We start from the raw sequence: 15567 nt of genomic DNA, 5'->3' as shown, positions 1-15567 counted from the left end.
CGTCCGGCCGCGTGCGTGGTGACGCCCCGGTGGGCCGACGAATCCCATACAGGACAGTCGAGACGTCAGTCAGCCGAGGGGTCAGACCCACCAACAGCGTCACCACGAACATCATCACTGTCAGCCGTACATGTGGCGCATCGCGTAGTCGACCATCTCCTCGACCGCCTTGGCGTCGAAGACCACCCGGTGCTCGCCCTCCATGTCGAGGACGAAGCCGTAGCCGGAGGGGAGGAGGTCGAGCACCTCGGCGCCCGTGATCACGAAGTACCGCGACTCCTTGCCGGCGTACCGGCGCAGCTCCTTGAGCGTGGTGAACATCGGGATGACCGGCTGCTGGGTGTTGTGCAGCGCCAGGAAGCCCGGGGTCTCGCCGCGCGGGCAGTAGACCTTCGAGGTGGAGAGGATCGACTGGAACTCCTCGGCGGACATCGACCCCGTGGTGAAGGCCCGCACCGCCTCGCCCAGCGAGGGCGGGGACGGCTCGGGGTAGAGCGGCTGCTGACCGTAGGGCGGCGGCGGTTCCGGCTCCGCGTAGCCCTGATGCGCCTGGTGGGCATGGGAGGACTGATGGGTCTGCTGATGACCCTGGTACCCGTACTGCTGCCCACCGTGCGGGTGTCCGTGACCCGCGGACGCGGTCTGGTCGTAGCCGTACATGCCCGAAAGGGTAACGAGTCGGTCCACCCGGCGTGCGCGCGCGGGAGATTCCCGGCCACGGCGGGGCCCGGAACCGCCCGGCGAGGGAGGAACGGGTCACAGTGGGACTCCGGGGGTTGCCTTAAATTACCCATGGGTAGCATCATCGGGACTACTGATCGGTACGAACGAGACTTCTTACGGAGCCGTCGCCATGGGGCACTACAAGTCGAATCTCCGCGACATCGAGTTCAACCTCTTCGAGGTCCTCGGCCGCGACTCGGTGTACGGCACCGGACCGTTCGCCGAGATGGACGTCGAGACCGCCAAGAGCGTGCTCTCCGAGATCGCGCGGCTGTCCGAGAACGAACTCGCCGCCTCCTACGAGGAGGGCGACCGCAACCCGCCCGTCTTCGACCCGGACACCAACACCGCGCCGGTCCCGGCGTCGTTCAGGAAGAGCTACCAGGCGTTCATGGACGCGGAGTGGTGGCGCCTGGGCATCCCGGAGGAGATCGGCGGCACCACCGCACCGCGCTCGCTCCTCTGGGGCTTCGCCGAGACCATCCTCGGCGCGAACCCGGCCGTCTGGATGTACGCCTCCGGCCCGGCCTTCGCGGGCGTGGTGCAGGAGGAGGGCACCGAGGAGCAGCACAAGATCGCCCAGCTGATGGCCGACAGGCAGTGGGGCGCCACCATGGTGCTCACCGAGCCGGACGCCGGATCGGACGTCGGCGCCGGCCGCGCCAAGGCCGTGCAGCAGGACGACGGCACCTGGCACATCACCGGCGTGAAGCGCTTCATCACCTCCGGTGAGCACGACATGTCCGAGAACATCGTGCACCTCGTCCTGGCCCGCCCCGAGGGCCACGGCCCCGGCACCAAGGGCCTGAGCCTGTTCGTCGTGCCGAAGTACGACTTCGACTGGGACACCGGCGAGCTCGGCGAGCGCAACGGCGTCTACGCCACCAACGTCGAGCACAAGATGGGTCTCAAGGTGTCCAACACCTGCGAGATGACCTTCGGCGCCAACCAGCCCGCCAAGGGCTGGCTGCTGGGCGAGAAGCACGACGGCATCCGCCAGATGTTCAAGATCATCGAATTCGCGCGGATGATGGTCGGCACGAAGGCCATCGCCACCCTCTCCACCGGCTACCTGAACGCCCTGGAGTACGCCAAGGAGCGGGTGCAGGGCGCCGACCTCCACCAGTTCACCGACAAGACCGCGCCGCGCGTCACCATCACGCACCACCCCGACGTGCGCCGCTCGCTCATGACGCAGAAGGCGTACGCCGAGGGCATGCGCGCCCTCGTCCTCTACACCGCCTCCGTGCAGGACGAGATCATCCTCAAGGAGCACGCGGGCGAGGACGCGGGCGCCGCGCACCGGCTCAACGACCTGCTGCTGCCCATCGTGAAGGGCTACGGCTCGGAGAAGTCCTACGAGCAGCTCGCCCAGTCGCTGCAGACCCTGGGCGGCTCCGGGTACCTCCAGGAGTACCCGGTCGAGCAGTACATCCGGGACGCCAAGATCGACACCCTGTACGAGGGCACCACGGCGATCCAGGGCCAGGACTTCTTCTTCCGCAAGATCGTCCGCGACCAGGGCCAGGCGCTCACCGCGCTGTCGGAGGAGATCAAGAAGTTCCTCGCCGAGGCCGCCGGGGGCGAGGAGCTGGCCGACGCCCGCGACCATCTCGCCCGGGCCGCCGTCGACCTGGAGGCCATCGTCGGCACCATGCTGACCGACCTGGCCGCCACCGAGAAGGACGTCAAGGAGATCTACAAGGTCGGGCTGAACACCACCCGCTTCCTGCTGGCCTCCGGCGACGTCGTCATCGGCTACCTGCTGCTGCGCGGCGCGGCCGTCGCGCAGGACAAGCTGACCGACGCCTCGGCCAAGGACCGGCCGTTCTACCAGGGCAAGATCGCCGCGGCGAAGTTCTTCGCCGCCAACGTGCTGCCCGGCCTGGCCGTGCAGCGCTCGCTCGCCGAGACCGTCGACCTGTCGGTCATGGACCTCGACGAGTCGGCGTTCGTATGCTGAGCGGCATGAGCAACGCGCCCCGCACCAGCCACGCGAACCGCCGCTTCGACAGCGGCCACACCGACGACCTGACCGCCTTCCTCGCGCAGTCGCCCACCCCGTACCACGCCGTGGCCTCCGCGGCGCGGATGCTGGAGAAGGCCGGCTTCCGCCAGGTCGAGGAGACCGCCGCCTGGGACGGCGAGGCGGGCGGCCGCTACGTGCTGCGCGGCGGCGCGATCATCGCCTGGTACGTGCCTCAGGACGCGACTCCGGCCACCCCGTACCGCATCGTGGGCGCGCACACCGACTCCCCCAACCTGCGGGTCAAGCCGCTGCCCGACACCGGCGCGAACGGCTGGCGCCAGGTCGCCGTCGAGATCTACGGCGGCACGCTGCTCAACACCTGGCTCGACCGCGACCTGGGCATCGCCGGCCGGCTGACCCTGCGCGACGGCTCCACCCGCCTGGTGAACGTCGACCGGCCCCTGCTGCGCGTCCCGCAGCTCGCCATCCACCTCGACCGGCAGGTCAACGAGGGCCTCAAGCTCGACAAGCAGCGCCACATGACCCCGGTCTGGGGCCTGGGGACGCCCCGGGAGGGCGACCTGATGGCCTTCCTGGCCGACGAGGCCGGCCTGTCCGCCGCGGACGTCACCGGCTGGGACCTGATGGTGCACAGCGTCGAGGCCCCCGCCTACCTCGGGGCCGACCGCGAACTCCTCGCCGGCCCCCGGATGGACAACCTGCTGTCCGTGCACGCGGGCGCGGCGGCGCTCGCCGCGGTCGCGGCCGAGGGCGGCCTGCAGCACATCCCGGTGCTCGCGGCGTTCGACCACGAGGAGAACGGCAGCCAGTCCGACACCGGCGCCGACGGGCCGCTGCTCGGCAGTGTGCTGGAGCGTTCGGTCTTCGCGCGCGGCGGCACGTACGAGGACCGGGCACGCGCCTACGCGGGCACGGTGTGCCTCTCCTCCGACACCGGCCACGCCGTGCACCCCAACTACGTGGAGCGGCACGAGCCGGGGCACCACCCGATGCCCAACGGCGGGCCCATCCTGAAGGTCAACGTCAACCAGCGGTACGCCACGGACGGCACCGGCCGCGCGGTGTTCGCCGCCGCGTGCGAACGGGCCGGGGTGCCGTGGCAGACGTTCGTGTCCAACAACGCGATGCCGTGCGGGACGACGATCGGTCCGATCACGGCGGCGCGGCACGGGATCGCGACGGTCGACATCGGCGTGGCGATCCTGTCCATGCACAGCGCGCGCGAGCTGTGCGGGTCCGAGGACCCGCACCTGCTCGCCTCGGCGCTCGCCGCGTTCCTCGCGGAGTAGGCACCGGCGGGCGGGGCGGTGCCGGGGCATCCGCGGGGGCGTGCGCGGGGGACCGAACCGTGCGGCGGGCGACTCGTGTTGATTGCATGTCACCGAGGTGGGTACCCGAGGGGACACCTCGGCACCGACTGCAGAACGGAGGAGCACTCATGGGCATCGTCGTGTGCATCGTCATGCTGGCAGTGGGCGCCATCCTGACCCTGGCCGTCGACTGGGACCTTCAGGGCGTCAACGTGGACGTCGTCGGCATCGTCCTCATGGCCGTCGGCCTGCTCGGCCTCTCGGTCTACGTGAGCATCTTCAAGCGCCGCAAGACGCAGCCGCCCTCGCCCGCGGCACCCGTGTCGGTGGAGGACAACCGGCACCACTGGGAGTGACGTTCACGCCCCGGCCCCGCCCTGCGGGTCCAGGCCGGCCAGCACCAGCGGGAGGCGGGACGTCCCCGCGTCCGTGACGCGGACCGGGACGCCCCAGTCCTGCTGGTGCACGTGGCAGGCCGGGTAGGGGTTCGCCGGGTCGTCGTCGCAGGACGCGGCCGTCGCGGAGACGTGCAGCACGCCCTCGACGACGCCGTCCGCGAGCAGCAGTTCGCGGGTCAGCGCGGTGTCCGTTCCCCCGCCCCCGGCGAGGAGTTCCGGCGGCGTGGCGCTGACCTGGAGGCGTGTCGAGGGGCCGTAGCGCTCGTCCAGCTTCTGCCCGGCGGGGGCCTGGAAGACCACGTCGAGCCGCAGCTTCCCCGGTGCCACCTCGGTCGCCGTGCGCTGCGTGCGGTGGGCCACGGCGTCGACCCGTACGGCCTCCTCCGGCAGCCGGAGCCGCGTGAGCCGGTGCCGTGCGGACTCCACGACGACGATGTCGTCGTCCGCCAGGACGGCGCCGGACGGCTCGCGCAGATCGGTGGCAAGGGTGCTGACCGCGCCCGTCGCGGGGTCGTAGCGGCGCAGCGCGTGGTTGTAGGTGTCGGCCACCGCCACCGAACCGTCCGCCAGCGCGGTGACGCCCAACGGGTGCTGGAGCAGGGCCTGTCCGGCGTCGCCGTCGCGGTGCCCGAAGTCGAACAGACCGGTGCCGACGGCCGTACGGACCACCAGGTCGCCGCCCTCGTCGCGGGTCAACCAGCGCACCGCGGAGGTCTCGGAGTCCGCGACCCAGAGGCGTCCGCCGGCGGCGGACAGGCCGGAGGGCTGCGCGAACCACGCCTCCCGGGCCGGGCCGTCGACCAGGCCCTCGTTGGTGGTGCCGGCGGCCACCGCGACGGTGTCCTCCGACGGGTCGTACGTCCACAGCTGGTGGACGCCCGCCATCGCGATCCACACCCGGTCCTCGAACCAGGCCAGGTCCCACGGCGAGGAGAGCGCCACCTCGCGGGCGGCGCCGTCGGTCGGGGAGCCCTGCCACCACTGCTTCCCGGTCCCGGCGACGGTCGCGACCTCGCCCGTGGCGGGGTCGTAGGTGCGCAGCGCGTGGTTGACCGTGTCGGCGACGAGGAGCAGGCCGTCCGGCCCGTCCCCGCCGGCCGAGGGGAGGACGAGGAGGCCCTGCGGCTCGCTGAACCGTGCCGTCTCCGCCGGCCCGTCGGCCAGTCCCCGCTCGCCGCTGCCGATCCGGCGGACGACGGTCTCACCGTCGGCGTCCAGCTCGACGAGCTGGTGGCGGGTCGTGTCGGAGACGAGGAAGTGCCCGCTGCCGGGCAGCCGTACCGCCTTGCCGGGGAAGCGCAGGTCGGTGGGCTCGGGCTCCGGCGGCACGTACGGGCCCTCGCCCCGGCGCAGGGTGCCCTTCGCGGCGTGTTCGGCCTCCAGCTCGCTCACCAGCGTCTCCAGCGCGTGCGCGTGCCCCTCGCCCGCGTGCTGGGCGACGACGTACCCCTCGGGGTCGATCACGACCAGCGTCGGCCAGGCGCGCACGGCGTACTGCTTCCAGGTGGCGAGGTCCGGGTCGTCCAGCACGGGGTGGTGCACCCCGTACCGCTCGACGGCGTCCACGACGGCCTGGTGCTCGGCCTCGTGCACGAACTTCGGCGAGTGGACGCCGACGATCACCAGGGTGTCGGCGTGCCGCTCCTCCAGCTCCCGCAGCTCGTCCAGCACGTGCAGGCAGTTGATGCAGCAGAACGTCCAGAAATCCAGGACACAGCACCTACCACGCAAGTCCGCTAGAGACAGGGACTTGCCGCCGGTGTTGATCCATGCCCGTCCTTGCAGCTCAGGGGCGCGCACGCGTGGTCGTCGGCTCATGCGTCCAGCCTCTCAGACCGCGAACGACCCTTGGCCCGGCAACCGTGCGAAGACGCCCCTCACTGCGAAGCTGCACGATGGCTTCTGTGCGCTGCTCAGCACCCACGTCATCATCGACGCACTGAACGGGGTCGACGTGCCGTGCTGGGCCGACAAGGCGTACCGAGGTGCCGGTGGCACCATACGCGTGCCCTAGAAGGGCCGCTGGGCGACGCTGTCCGCAGGTCAGCAAGCCGTGGACCGCTCACACGCGAAGATCCGCGCACTCGTCGGGCAGGCCATGGCCACCCTCAAGAACTGGCGCCTCCTCCGCAAGCTGCAATGCTCCACCACCCGCATCACCAGCCTCGTCCGGGCCGTCCTCACCCTGGACCTGACCTGCGCAAACTGAGGTTGGCAAACGCCCCCGTAGCCGCTGTTGATGTACAGTCAAGTCCCGCGCAGGGGATACACGCCAATGCGGCCTTCACTCAATTCACCTCGTGCTGCACACGCATGCCCGAGATTCCAAACGAGAGTTACAACCGTGCGTAAGTTCGGAACCCGTAATACCTGGAAGCGGATCGGTTTGGCTGCTTCCCTCTCGACCCTCCCGTTGACCCTCGCGAGCCCCGCTTGGGCTGTCGTGAAGTTCTCGTACATAGATGATGGAGTCGCCGGTTTCACCTCGCATCCACTGACGGATGACGGAGGTACCGGACCGAACAAGGTGGACTTCACCGGATGCCATGCGTGGTCGGGCACAAGTGTGACTGTTCAGCTGCGTCGTGCTGTCATCGGACCCGACACCGGATACGACACGAAGAAGTACACGGCATGCTTCAACGGTGGAACGTCGTCCGGCGAGTGGGGTGCCGGAATCGATGGCCACGACTACTACTTCAGACTCACCAAGATCGATGGCAGTTCGCAAGTCGGCCCGGTGATCGACGTCGTAGAGACCGTATGTCGTTCTAGAGGGCACTGGATTCTGAATTCCTGGGTGGAGACCTGAAACGCAGGTCTCCACCTGCCTCTTGGTGAAACAGAGAGGCACCCCCACGCTCGAATACCAAGGTGTTGCATGGCCATTTCGATGTCCGAGTGTTCCTTCTCCTATCGGCGTAGACGCCCGGTGCTGCGTGATCTCAGCTTTACGCTGCCCCCCGGGCGGACCGTGCTCCTGGGGCCGAATGGAGCGGGAAAGAGCACCCTGCTGGGCTTGTGCGCATCTGCGCTGCGCCCGGATTCCGGTTCCGTCACCTATGGCGACCTGAGCACCGGCCGGCGTCGCGCGCTGCCCGCGTTCCGTAGGCGTGTGGCATGGATGCCTCAGCAGGTGGAGCAGGTGCCAGGGCTCACGGCCCGGGATCAGGTCGCGTATTCCGGTTGGCTCAAGGGGATGCCCCGGCGCGAGGCGTGGCGTGAGGCCCTCCAGGCCCTGGACCGCGTGGAGTTGGCCGATCGGGCGGACGACAGGGTCCAGGAACTCTCCGGGGGACAGCAGCGACGCGTCGCAGTGGCGCAGGCCCTCGTGCATGCCGCAGAGGTCCTTCTCCTCGATGAGCCGACAGCAGGCATGGATCCCCGGCAGCGGCAGGTCTTCCACCAGATTCTCGCCGACCTGTCGAAAGAGGTGCACATCGTTCTCTCCACCCATGACACCTCGGACATCGCCAACTCGTACGACTCGGTCGTGGTTCTGTTGGGCGGTCAGGTGCGCTTCTCGGGAACGGTGGTGGACTTCCTTTCCCACGCGAGCGCGACGGCGACATCCGATGAGCAGCGGGCCACCTCCGCTTATCAGGCCTTCACCGAGATCGATGGGGCGATCTCATGGTGAACCGATTCCCCTTCGCTCGACACTCGGCCGTCATCGGGTTCGGAGCCCCGACGGTGGCTCTGGCGATATACTTCACCGCCTACCAGCCCACGCCGTTCACCGGTGAGGGTTCCCTCGTCGTGGTCTCGGTGGCCCTGAGGGTCGCCGCGCTGGGAATCGCCTTGGTGGCCGCATGGGACGCAGGGAGGCTCCGCCAGGCTCGGATCACAGCCGCCCCGTCCAGCCGCCACCTGCTGCGAGTATTTCTCGATGCGATGGCCCCCACCCTGGCCCTGGTGATGATCAGCTGGGTGGCGTCCTTCCTGTTGGCGATCAGCTATCTGGGGGGCCCCGCACCAGGGCTCCATGACACCGTTCCCATGGTCCGAAGTCTTGCGATCCCCTTCAGTGCAGTAGCCGTCGGCTTCTTCCTCGGACTCTCCCTTCCGCCCGTTATCGCCCGCCCCCTTGCGGTGGTGATCACGGCGCTGTGGGTCTTCGTCGCCTATACGCTGGGTATCCCATGGCTGCGGGCGATGTCCGGATTCGACATGAGCATTCCGACCTACACGGATGTCGTGGACCGCGCCCACCTCATGGCACCGGCGATCCTGGCTCTCGGGCTGCTGCTCGGTCTTGTCACGCTCAGCCTGCTCTCACGTCCGGCGCTGCGCGCCGCCGCCATGGCCTGCTGCGTCCTCGCGGGCTTCGGAGCGTCGTATCCTCTCGTGAGTGACGCCCCGCGCTACGCCGACCCCACAGTTCCCCGCACTTGGGCGACGACATGTGCGCGGACTGCCCCGGTGATCTGTGTGCCCGGCGAGTTCGCCGACGACATTCCCGCGTTGCACCGCTCCGCTCAACACGCGCTGCCCCGCATGCGAGAGGTCGGGTTCACCCCACCCCGGAAGCTGGCCTTCGTCTCGGAGGATCTACCGCTGGCACGCGACACCTGGCGAATCTTCCTCCAGAAGCCGGTGACCCGCCACCGCAGCCGGACCGTCTACGTCAGCGCCTTGGTTCCGACAGGGCTCCACCACTGCCCGGCACTTCCTGATGACTACGTCTATCCGGGGCGCGGAGCCGCTTCCGCCTGGATCGGCCTGACGGTTGGGATGTCGGAGGCCGAGGCCGCCCGCAGCTACGGACCCAGTGGTGTGTACCGGGCACGCTGGGTGCGCAGCCTCTCCCATGCGAAGCAGTACGCCTGGTACGAGCAGCAGTTGCGTTACCTCGAGTCCTGCGACGTGCAGGTCCACGAGAAGGCCAGGGCGGGGGCCAAGGCCGAGAGCGAGCGGGGCCGAGCGCTGGGGCCGCGGTTGGAGGATCCGGCGGACATGGCACCGGGCGTGGGCCGGTGACCCTCTGGGCGCGCGCACGAAGAATCTGGCTGCTGCCTGTGGCCCTGTGCGCCTGGACGCTCCTCCTTGTGCTCGTTCGTGACGACGTGGCGAAGGTTCCCCAGATCGCTGCGCGGGGCACCTTCTCGGTCAAGCTGATGAACTTCGTCCCGCTCATCCTGTGCATCCCGACGATGTACTGCATGAGTCGGCGCCTCATCGCCACCGAAACCACAGCGGCGCGAGCGGTCGCCGTCGTCGACCGGCTGGCTCTCCTGCTTCTGGGGGTGAGCGCGGCGGGACTGGGGTTCACACTCGGGGAGTTCCTGGACATGCCGACGGCGGTGGCGGGCGGACGCAACACCGTCATGGTGCTGGGCCTCGCTCTCCTCGTAAACATCTGGTACGGGCCGTTCGCCGGTGGCGCGGCGGCGACCATGTTCGTGATGTTCAGCATCGTCACCGGCCTGGCGGGAGACCAGAGGCCGTACCCGTGGGCGGTTCTCCTGATGGAGTCCACCAGCGTTGTGGCGGCGGTCGTAGCGGCGGTCAGCTTCACTGCCGGTCTGATCGCGATGCCGTACGGCCGACAGATGCCGGGTTGACATGGCCTTGGGCGGAAGCCCGAGGATACTGGCCGTCACTGAGGGTCACGTCCGCCGAGGTGGTGTAAGAAGCCGTTTCTCAACCGGATGTGGAACGTGCGGTCGAACAGGGTTCCTGATCGGGTGATCTTCCGGCTGTGTGCGCATGAAGGCAGGGCCTCTCGGTAGCTCGGAGGTGCGAATCCGACCGAGCGATGCCGGGAGGCCCTGTCGTCGTTGTTGTACGCGCCCTTCGCCCACCGAGTTCAACTCCTTCGCCGTATCGTGCGACTGAGCTCTTTCCAACCTTGGTTTGCGCAGGTCGGGTGCAGGGTGAGGACGGCCGCTGCTGCCGGTGCGGGCCTGCGTCCAGGGCCAGGACGGGCAGCCGGGCACGTACGCGGGCCCGGCGGGCGGCGGCGGGAGCGGGCGCGGAGCCGTCGTGGTCCGTACGGACAGGGGTGCCATTCGGCCGTATCGCACCGGTCCGCCGGTCGCTCCTCGCACGTACGGGGTACACGCCGGACATGAGGTATCTGGTCAGGGAACGCGTGTTCGGGATCGGCGAGGACTTCTGGGTGGAGGACGAGGACGGCGAGCGCGCCTTCCTCGTCGACGGCAAGGCGCTGCGCCTCCGCGAGACCTTCGAGCTGAAGGACCGTGCGGGGAACGTCCTCGCGGTGGTGCGGAAGAAGGCGGTCAGCCTGCGCGACACGATGCGCGTGGAGCGGGACGGCGAGGTCATGGTGACCGTGCGGGAGAAGCGCTTCACGCCGATGCGCACGGTCTACCGCGCGGAGCTGGCCACGGGGGAGGAGCTGGAGATCCGCGGCGACCTCGTCGGCAAGGAGTACGACATCGAGCACGACGGGCGACGGCTGGCCCGGGTGTCCCGCAAGTGGTTCCGGGTCCGCGACGCCTACGCCGTCGACGTGGAACAGCCGGACGCGGACCCGGTGATGCTCATCGCCATCGCGGTGTGCGTGGACCGTCTGATGGAGTCCGAGGACGACGGCACGCTGGAGTGAGAGGGCGGGCCGGGCTCAGAGGACGCGGTCCTTGAGGGCCGGGAAGGTGTCGCGGATGCGGGCGACCTCGGCGAGGTCGAGGGTCGCGGTGAGCACCTGCTCCTCGGCGTCCTCGGCCTCGGCGAGCACGTCGCCCCAGGGGTCGATGATCGCGCTGCGGCCGGCCATGGGCACGCCGGCGTGGCTGCCGGAGGTGCCGCAGGCGAGGACGTAGGCCTGGTTCTCCACGGCGCGGGCGCGGGCCAGCAGGCTCCAGTGTCCGGCCCTGGCCCTGGGCCAGCCGGCGGGGACGACGAAGACGCGGGAGCCGGCGTCGACCAGGCTGCGGAACTGTTCGGGGAACCGCAGGTCGTAGCAGGTGGCGAGGCCGATCACGGCGGCCGGGTGGTCGACGGTGACCGTTTCGGTGCCGGCGGCCATCAGGGTGGCCTCGCCGCGGTCGAAGCCGAAGCGGTGGATCTTCCGGTACGTCGCGGCGAGGGAGCCGTCGGGGGCGAAGACCAGCGAAGTGTTGAACAGTTCGCCGCCGGGGGCCCGTTCGACCACGGAGCCGGCGTGCAGCCAGACGTCCGCGTCGCGGGCCGCGGCGCTCATCGCGGCGGCGGTGGGCCCGTCGGCGGCAGGCTCGGCCTCGTCCTCGAAGCGGTCGAAGGAGAAGGCCCCGACGGGCCAGCCCTCCGGGAGGACGACCAGATCGGCGGCGGACTGCTCACGCACCATGCGGGCGGCGCGCTCCCGGCGGTCGGCGACCGGTTCGTCCGGGTCGACGCGGAGCTGGATCAACGCGGCGCGGAGCGAGGAGCCGTGCACGGTACCACCGTCTCTTTCGGAAGGGGCGGAAGGGCATAGCATCGTCATCCAAAAGCACTGCCGGGGTGCCCGAGCGCAGCGTAACTTGAGAGCACCCGTACCGCGAACGCATCCGTACCGCCCGAGGGGCCTCGTGACCGACCACCCAAGCCTGCAGCCCTACGTCGACGCCTGGACGCAGTCCATCGAAGCGATATCCGAACTGGTGCAGCCGCTTGCCGAGGGCGAGTGGAACCGCCGGACCGACTGCCCCGGGTGGTCGGTCCGTGACGTCGTCTCCCACATCATCGGCATCGAGTGCGAACTGCTCGGCGACCCTCGCCCGATCCACTCCCTGCCCCGCGACCTGTACCACGTGCGGGACGAGACGAGCCGTCACATGGAGGTGCAGGTCGACATCCGCCGGCACCACACGGCGCCGGAGATGACCAGCGAGCTGGAGTACACCGTCATCCGACGCTCCCGGCAGCTGCGCAACGAGAAGCGGCAGCCGGACGAGGAGGTGCGGCACGTGCTGCCGGGCGAGGCCCCGATCACCCTCGAACGGCTGTTGCAGATACGGGCCTTCGACGTGTGGGTGCACGAGCAGGACATCCGGCGGGCGCTGCGCACGCCGGGCGACCTGGATTCGGCGGCGGCACACGTCTCCCGTGACGTGCTGGTCGCCGGACTGCCGGGCGTGGCGAGGGCGGCGGACGCGCCGGCCGGTTCGGCGGTGGTGTTCGACGTGTCCGGACCGGTGGAGTTCATGCGCACGGTGCGGGTCGACGACCAGGGCCGGGCCACGGTCGACGGCAGCGTCTCGCTCGGCCCCACGGTGACGCTGTCGCTGGGCTGGGAGACCTACGTGCGGCTCGCCTGCGGGCGCACCCGGCCGGAGAAGGTCGCCGAGGACGTGAAGATCGAGGGCGACGCCGAGCTGGCGCAGCGCATCCTGCGCCGCTTCGCCGTCACCCCGTAGGTCCCGGCCCGCGCCCCGCCGCCGTACGGGCTCCCCGCGGGCACCGTACGGCGCTCGTGGGGGAGGCCGGGCGCGAAGAGTCCCCGGCCCGGCACGCCCCGGCGGGTCATACCGGCACGTGGACGGTTTCGACGCGGCTGGCGACGACGCGTTCGCGTTCCCTGCGGTGGGCACGGCCGCGCAGGCGCAGGATCTGGCTGATACCGAAGGCCTGGAGCACGAAGATCCCGGACAGGGCGATGCGGAAGTCGTCCCCGGTGAGGTCGAGGAGCACGCCGACGGTCAGCAGGGTGGTCATGGAGGCGGTGAAGCCGCCGATGTTGACGATTCCCGAGGCGGTGCCCTGCCGCTCGGGCGGGTTGGCGGGCCGCGCGAAGTCGAAGCCGATCATGGACGCGGGCCCGCAGGCGCCGAGCACGACGCACAGCGTGATCAGCAGCCAGCCGGGCGCGGGCCCGGACCAGAGCAGCACGGCGGCCCAGAGCAGGGCGGTGGCGGCGACCGTGCCGAGCGCGAGCGGGGTGCGGGCGGCGTGGTGGCGTGCGAGGAGCTGGCCGTAGGCCAGGCCGACGACCAGGTTGCTGCCGACGACCAGGGTGAGCAGCGCCCCGGCGTGGGCGCGGTCGAGGCCCTGGTCCTGGATGAGGAAAGGCATCCCCCACAGCAGCAGGAACACCATGGCGGGGAACTGCGTGGTGAAGTGCACCCACATGCCCAGCCGGGTGCCGGGTTCGCGCCAGGTGGCGGCCGTCTGGCGGCGCACATAGGCGAGACCGACGTGCGGCACGGGTTCCGGGGCGTGGCCTTCGGGGTGGTCCCGCAGGAGGAGCAGTACCAGCACCAGCACGACGACGCCGGCGACCGCGCTGCCGGCGAAGGTGGCGGTCCAGCCGTAGGCGCTCAGCACGCGGGCCAGTACGAGCGTGGTGACCAGGTTGCCGGTCTGGCCCACGAGTCCGGCGAGCTGGCCGACGAACGGGCTGCGGCGGGGCGGGAACCAGCGGGTGCCCAGACGCAGCACGCTGATGAACGTCAGCGCGTCGCCGCAGCCGAGCAGGGCGCGGCAGGCGAGGGCGACGGGGTAGGTCTCGGCGAGCGCGAAGCCGAGCTGGCCGGCGGTGAAGAGGGCGGCGCCGAGCATCAGCACGCGGCGGGTGCCCCAGCGGTCCACGAGCAGGCCGACGGGTATCTGCATGCCCGCGTAGACCATCAGCTGGAGGAGCGAGAACGTGGACAGCGCGGAGGCGCTGACCTCGAACCGTTCGGCGGCGTCGAGGGCGGCGACGCCGAGGCTGGTGCGGAAGGTGACGGCGACGAAGTAGACGGCGACGCCGACGCTCCACATGGCGACGGCGAGCCGGCCGCCGGGCGGCTCGGGCGCGGGCCGCGCGGCGCGCGGCTGCGGGACGGAGCGGCTCACCGGACGTCTCCGTGGACCAGGTTGCGGACCCAGCTCACGTGCCGGTGCACGGCCTCGGCGGCGGCGTCCGCGTCGCCGGTGCGGACGGCTTCGAGGATCTCGGTGTGCTCGGTGATGTTCTTCGCGATGCGGTCGGGGTGGGCGTGCATGACGGCTACGCCCATGCGCAGCTGCCGGTCGCGGAGCTGGTCGTAGAGGCGGACCAGGATCGCGTTGCCGGTGGCGCGGACGATCTCCGCGTGGAAGCAGCGGTCGCTCACGGCGACGTCGGCGAGCTGCCCGGCGCCGGCCTGCTCGTGCTGGCGGGCGAGCAGCTCCTCCAGCCGTGCGACGAGGCCGGCCGGGGTGGCGGTGGCGGCCTTGCGGACGGCGTGCTCCTCGACCAGCAGGCGGGTCTCGACGACGTCGGTGATCTCCTGCGCGGAGACCGGCAGCACCAGGGCGCCCTTCTTCGGGTAGAGCTTGAGCAGCCCCTCGACCTCCAGGCGCAGCAGGGCCTCGCGGACGGGGGTGCGGGAGACGCCCACCGCGTCGGCCAGCTCGCCCTCGGTGAGCAGCATGCCGCCTTCGTAGCGACGCTCCAGGACGGCACGTTTGACGTGGTCGTAGACCCGCTCGGCGGCGGGCTGCCGGGGTGTCGCGGCGGTGCGGGGCGGGCTGGACGCGGGCATGTGCACATCTTAGATACAACAGGGATGCGTGTACCGGGCCGTCCGCATGGCGGGACGGGCGCACGGAGGGCCGGGCCCGTCGGGACGGGCACGGACCGACTCACCCCCGCAGCGCGACGGACGGGCCGCCGGGGCCGGGGCCGGTGCGGCGCGGGGCCGGGCCGGACGGTCAGGCGCGCAGGCCCTGGACGGGCTGGTGCGTGCGGGACTCGATGTCCCGCGCGGCCGCGTTCAGCAGCTGGTGGGAGAGGTCGGACAGCGCACGGGCCGCGGCGAGTTCGTCGCCGATCGCCGGCACGTTCTCGTCGGCGGGGTTGGCGTGCGCGACGCCCTCGCCGACCATCGCCACGCCGTTGCGCCCGCTCAGCCGCGCGTGGCAGCGCGTGTCCCGGCCGTCCTCGGCGAGTGCCAGTTCGACGTTCCAGTTCGCACCCATGACACACCTCCGCGGGGCAGACCCTCCGGACGGTTCCGGGACTCGGCCCGTCGCTTCCATGGTCCCTCGCGCGAGCCGCTCCCGCACGCCCGGCCGCAACCGAACGCACAGAATCCCCCGGGTGAATTCCCAGTATTCCGCGAACACTCCAACTCGTCTTGCAGACGGGGGATTTGATGTGCGATAACGATTGCACATCCGGTCGGTACGGATGCGCGGCACTCCGCCGGGCACGTCGGCCGTGTTCGGCCTGCCCCCAGCACGCGCGCCGAGAAGG

15 protein-coding genes and 1 pseudogene are annotated in these 15567 nt (G+C 70.4%); 10 read left to right on the top strand and 6 right to left on the bottom strand.

Translation table 11 applies throughout. The annotated features are described in order from the left end of the window. Positions 1–120: 120 nt before the first annotated feature. Complete coding sequence (locus RM572_RS09805; protein ID WP_027765410.1) at positions 121–660, bottom strand: SseB family protein; 540 nt, start codon at positions 658–660, stop codon at positions 121–123. 193 nt (positions 661–853) lie between these two features. Between RM572_RS09805 and RM572_RS09800 the strand changes: the two genes are divergently transcribed. From RM572_RS09800 to RM572_RS09790, 3 genes are all read left to right on the top strand, one after another. Then, positions 854–2686, top strand: a complete 1833-nt coding sequence (locus tag RM572_RS09800; RefSeq protein WP_311672867.1) for an acyl-CoA dehydrogenase — start codon at positions 854–856, stop codon at positions 2684–2686. Between the two features lie 5 nt (positions 2687–2691). After that, the gene (locus RM572_RS09795) at positions 2692–4002 is read left to right on the top strand and encodes a M18 family aminopeptidase (protein WP_311672866.1); all 1311 of its coding nucleotides are present in this window, start codon (positions 2692–2694) and stop codon (positions 4000–4002) included. 149 nt (positions 4003–4151) lie between these two features. Further along, positions 4152–4379 (top strand): membrane protein, encoded by a 228-nt coding sequence (locus RM572_RS09790; RefSeq protein WP_027765413.1) that lies wholly within the window; start codon positions 4152–4154, stop codon positions 4377–4379. A gap of 3 nt (positions 4380–4382) precedes the next feature. Here the strand turns inward: RM572_RS09790 and RM572_RS09785 are convergent, their stop codons facing one another. Then, positions 4383–6239 carry an NHL domain-containing thioredoxin family protein gene (locus tag RM572_RS09785; protein ID WP_311672865.1) on the bottom strand — a complete coding sequence of 619 codons (1857 nt, stop codon included), beginning with the start codon at positions 6237–6239 and terminating at the stop codon, positions 4383–4385. Between the two features lie 103 nt (positions 6240–6342). Between RM572_RS09785 and RM572_RS09780 the strand changes: the two are divergent. From RM572_RS09780 to RM572_RS09755, 6 genes and pseudogenes are all read left to right on the top strand, one after another. Continuing rightward, positions 6343–6630, top strand: a pseudogene (locus RM572_RS09780) (transposase family protein); the annotation flags it as partial. 135 nt (positions 6631–6765) lie between these two features. Continuing rightward, a complete protein-coding gene (locus tag RM572_RS09775; RefSeq protein ID WP_311672864.1) occupies positions 6766–7233 on the top strand; it encodes a hypothetical protein in 468 nt (155 codons plus the stop codon). A gap of 69 nt (positions 7234–7302) precedes the next feature. After that, the gene (locus tag RM572_RS09770; RefSeq protein ID WP_027765416.1) at positions 7303–8061 is read left to right on the top strand and encodes an ATP-binding cassette domain-containing protein; all 759 of its coding nucleotides are present in this window, start codon (positions 7303–7305) and stop codon (positions 8059–8061) included. 53 nt (positions 8062–8114) lie between these two features. Further along, positions 8115–9401, top strand: a complete 1287-nt coding sequence (locus RM572_RS09765; protein ID WP_311672862.1) for a DUF7224 domain-containing protein — start codon at positions 8115–8117, stop codon at positions 9399–9401. Between the two features lie 68 nt (positions 9402–9469). Next, complete coding sequence (locus RM572_RS09760) at positions 9470–9985, top strand: hypothetical protein (protein ID WP_311672861.1); 516 nt, start codon at positions 9470–9472, stop codon at positions 9983–9985. Positions 9986–10491: 506 nt separating this feature from the next. Then, a complete protein-coding gene (locus tag RM572_RS09755; RefSeq protein ID WP_311672860.1) occupies positions 10492–10992 on the top strand; it encodes an LURP-one-related/scramblase family protein in 501 nt (166 codons plus the stop codon). A 15-nt stretch (positions 10993–11007) separates the two neighbouring features. Here RM572_RS09755 and RM572_RS09750 read toward each other — a convergent pair whose 3' ends face one another. Next, positions 11008–11844 (bottom strand): carbon-nitrogen family hydrolase, encoded by an 837-nt coding sequence (locus tag RM572_RS09750; protein ID WP_311672883.1) that lies wholly within the window; start codon positions 11842–11844, stop codon positions 11008–11010. Between the two features lie 91 nt (positions 11845–11935). On the opposite strand from RM572_RS09750, the gene RM572_RS09745 reads away from it, so the two are divergent. Then, a complete protein-coding gene (locus RM572_RS09745) occupies positions 11936–12763 on the top strand; it encodes a maleylpyruvate isomerase family mycothiol-dependent enzyme (protein ID WP_311672859.1) in 828 nt (275 codons plus the stop codon). Between the two features lie 106 nt (positions 12764–12869). On the opposite strand, the gene RM572_RS09740 is transcribed toward RM572_RS09745, so the two are convergent. The 3 genes from RM572_RS09740 to RM572_RS09730 all read right to left on the bottom strand — a co-directional run bounded on the left by RM572_RS09740 (position 12870) and on the right by RM572_RS09730 (position 15290). After that, on the bottom strand, positions 12870–14108 hold the full coding sequence (locus tag RM572_RS09740; protein WP_311672882.1) for an MFS transporter: 1239 nt from the start codon (positions 14106–14108) through the stop codon (positions 12870–12872). A 71-nt stretch (positions 14109–14179) separates the two neighbouring features. Continuing rightward, positions 14180–14854, bottom strand: a complete 675-nt coding sequence (locus RM572_RS09735; protein WP_311672858.1) for a GntR family transcriptional regulator — start codon at positions 14852–14854, stop codon at positions 14180–14182. 169 nt (positions 14855–15023) lie between these two features. Beyond that, a complete protein-coding gene (locus RM572_RS09730) occupies positions 15024–15290 on the bottom strand; it encodes a DUF1876 domain-containing protein (RefSeq protein ID WP_027765424.1) in 267 nt (88 codons plus the stop codon). Between the last annotated feature and the right edge of the window lie 277 nt (positions 15291–15567).

It is taken from the genome of Streptomyces hazeniae (genome assembly GCF_031845485.1).
GTDB classification, from domain to species: domain Bacteria; phylum Actinomycetota; class Actinomycetes; order Streptomycetales; family Streptomycetaceae; genus Streptomyces; species Streptomyces hazeniae.
Note: the sequence above shows the minus strand (reverse complement) of the source record. Positions and strands in the feature narration are given on the sequence as shown.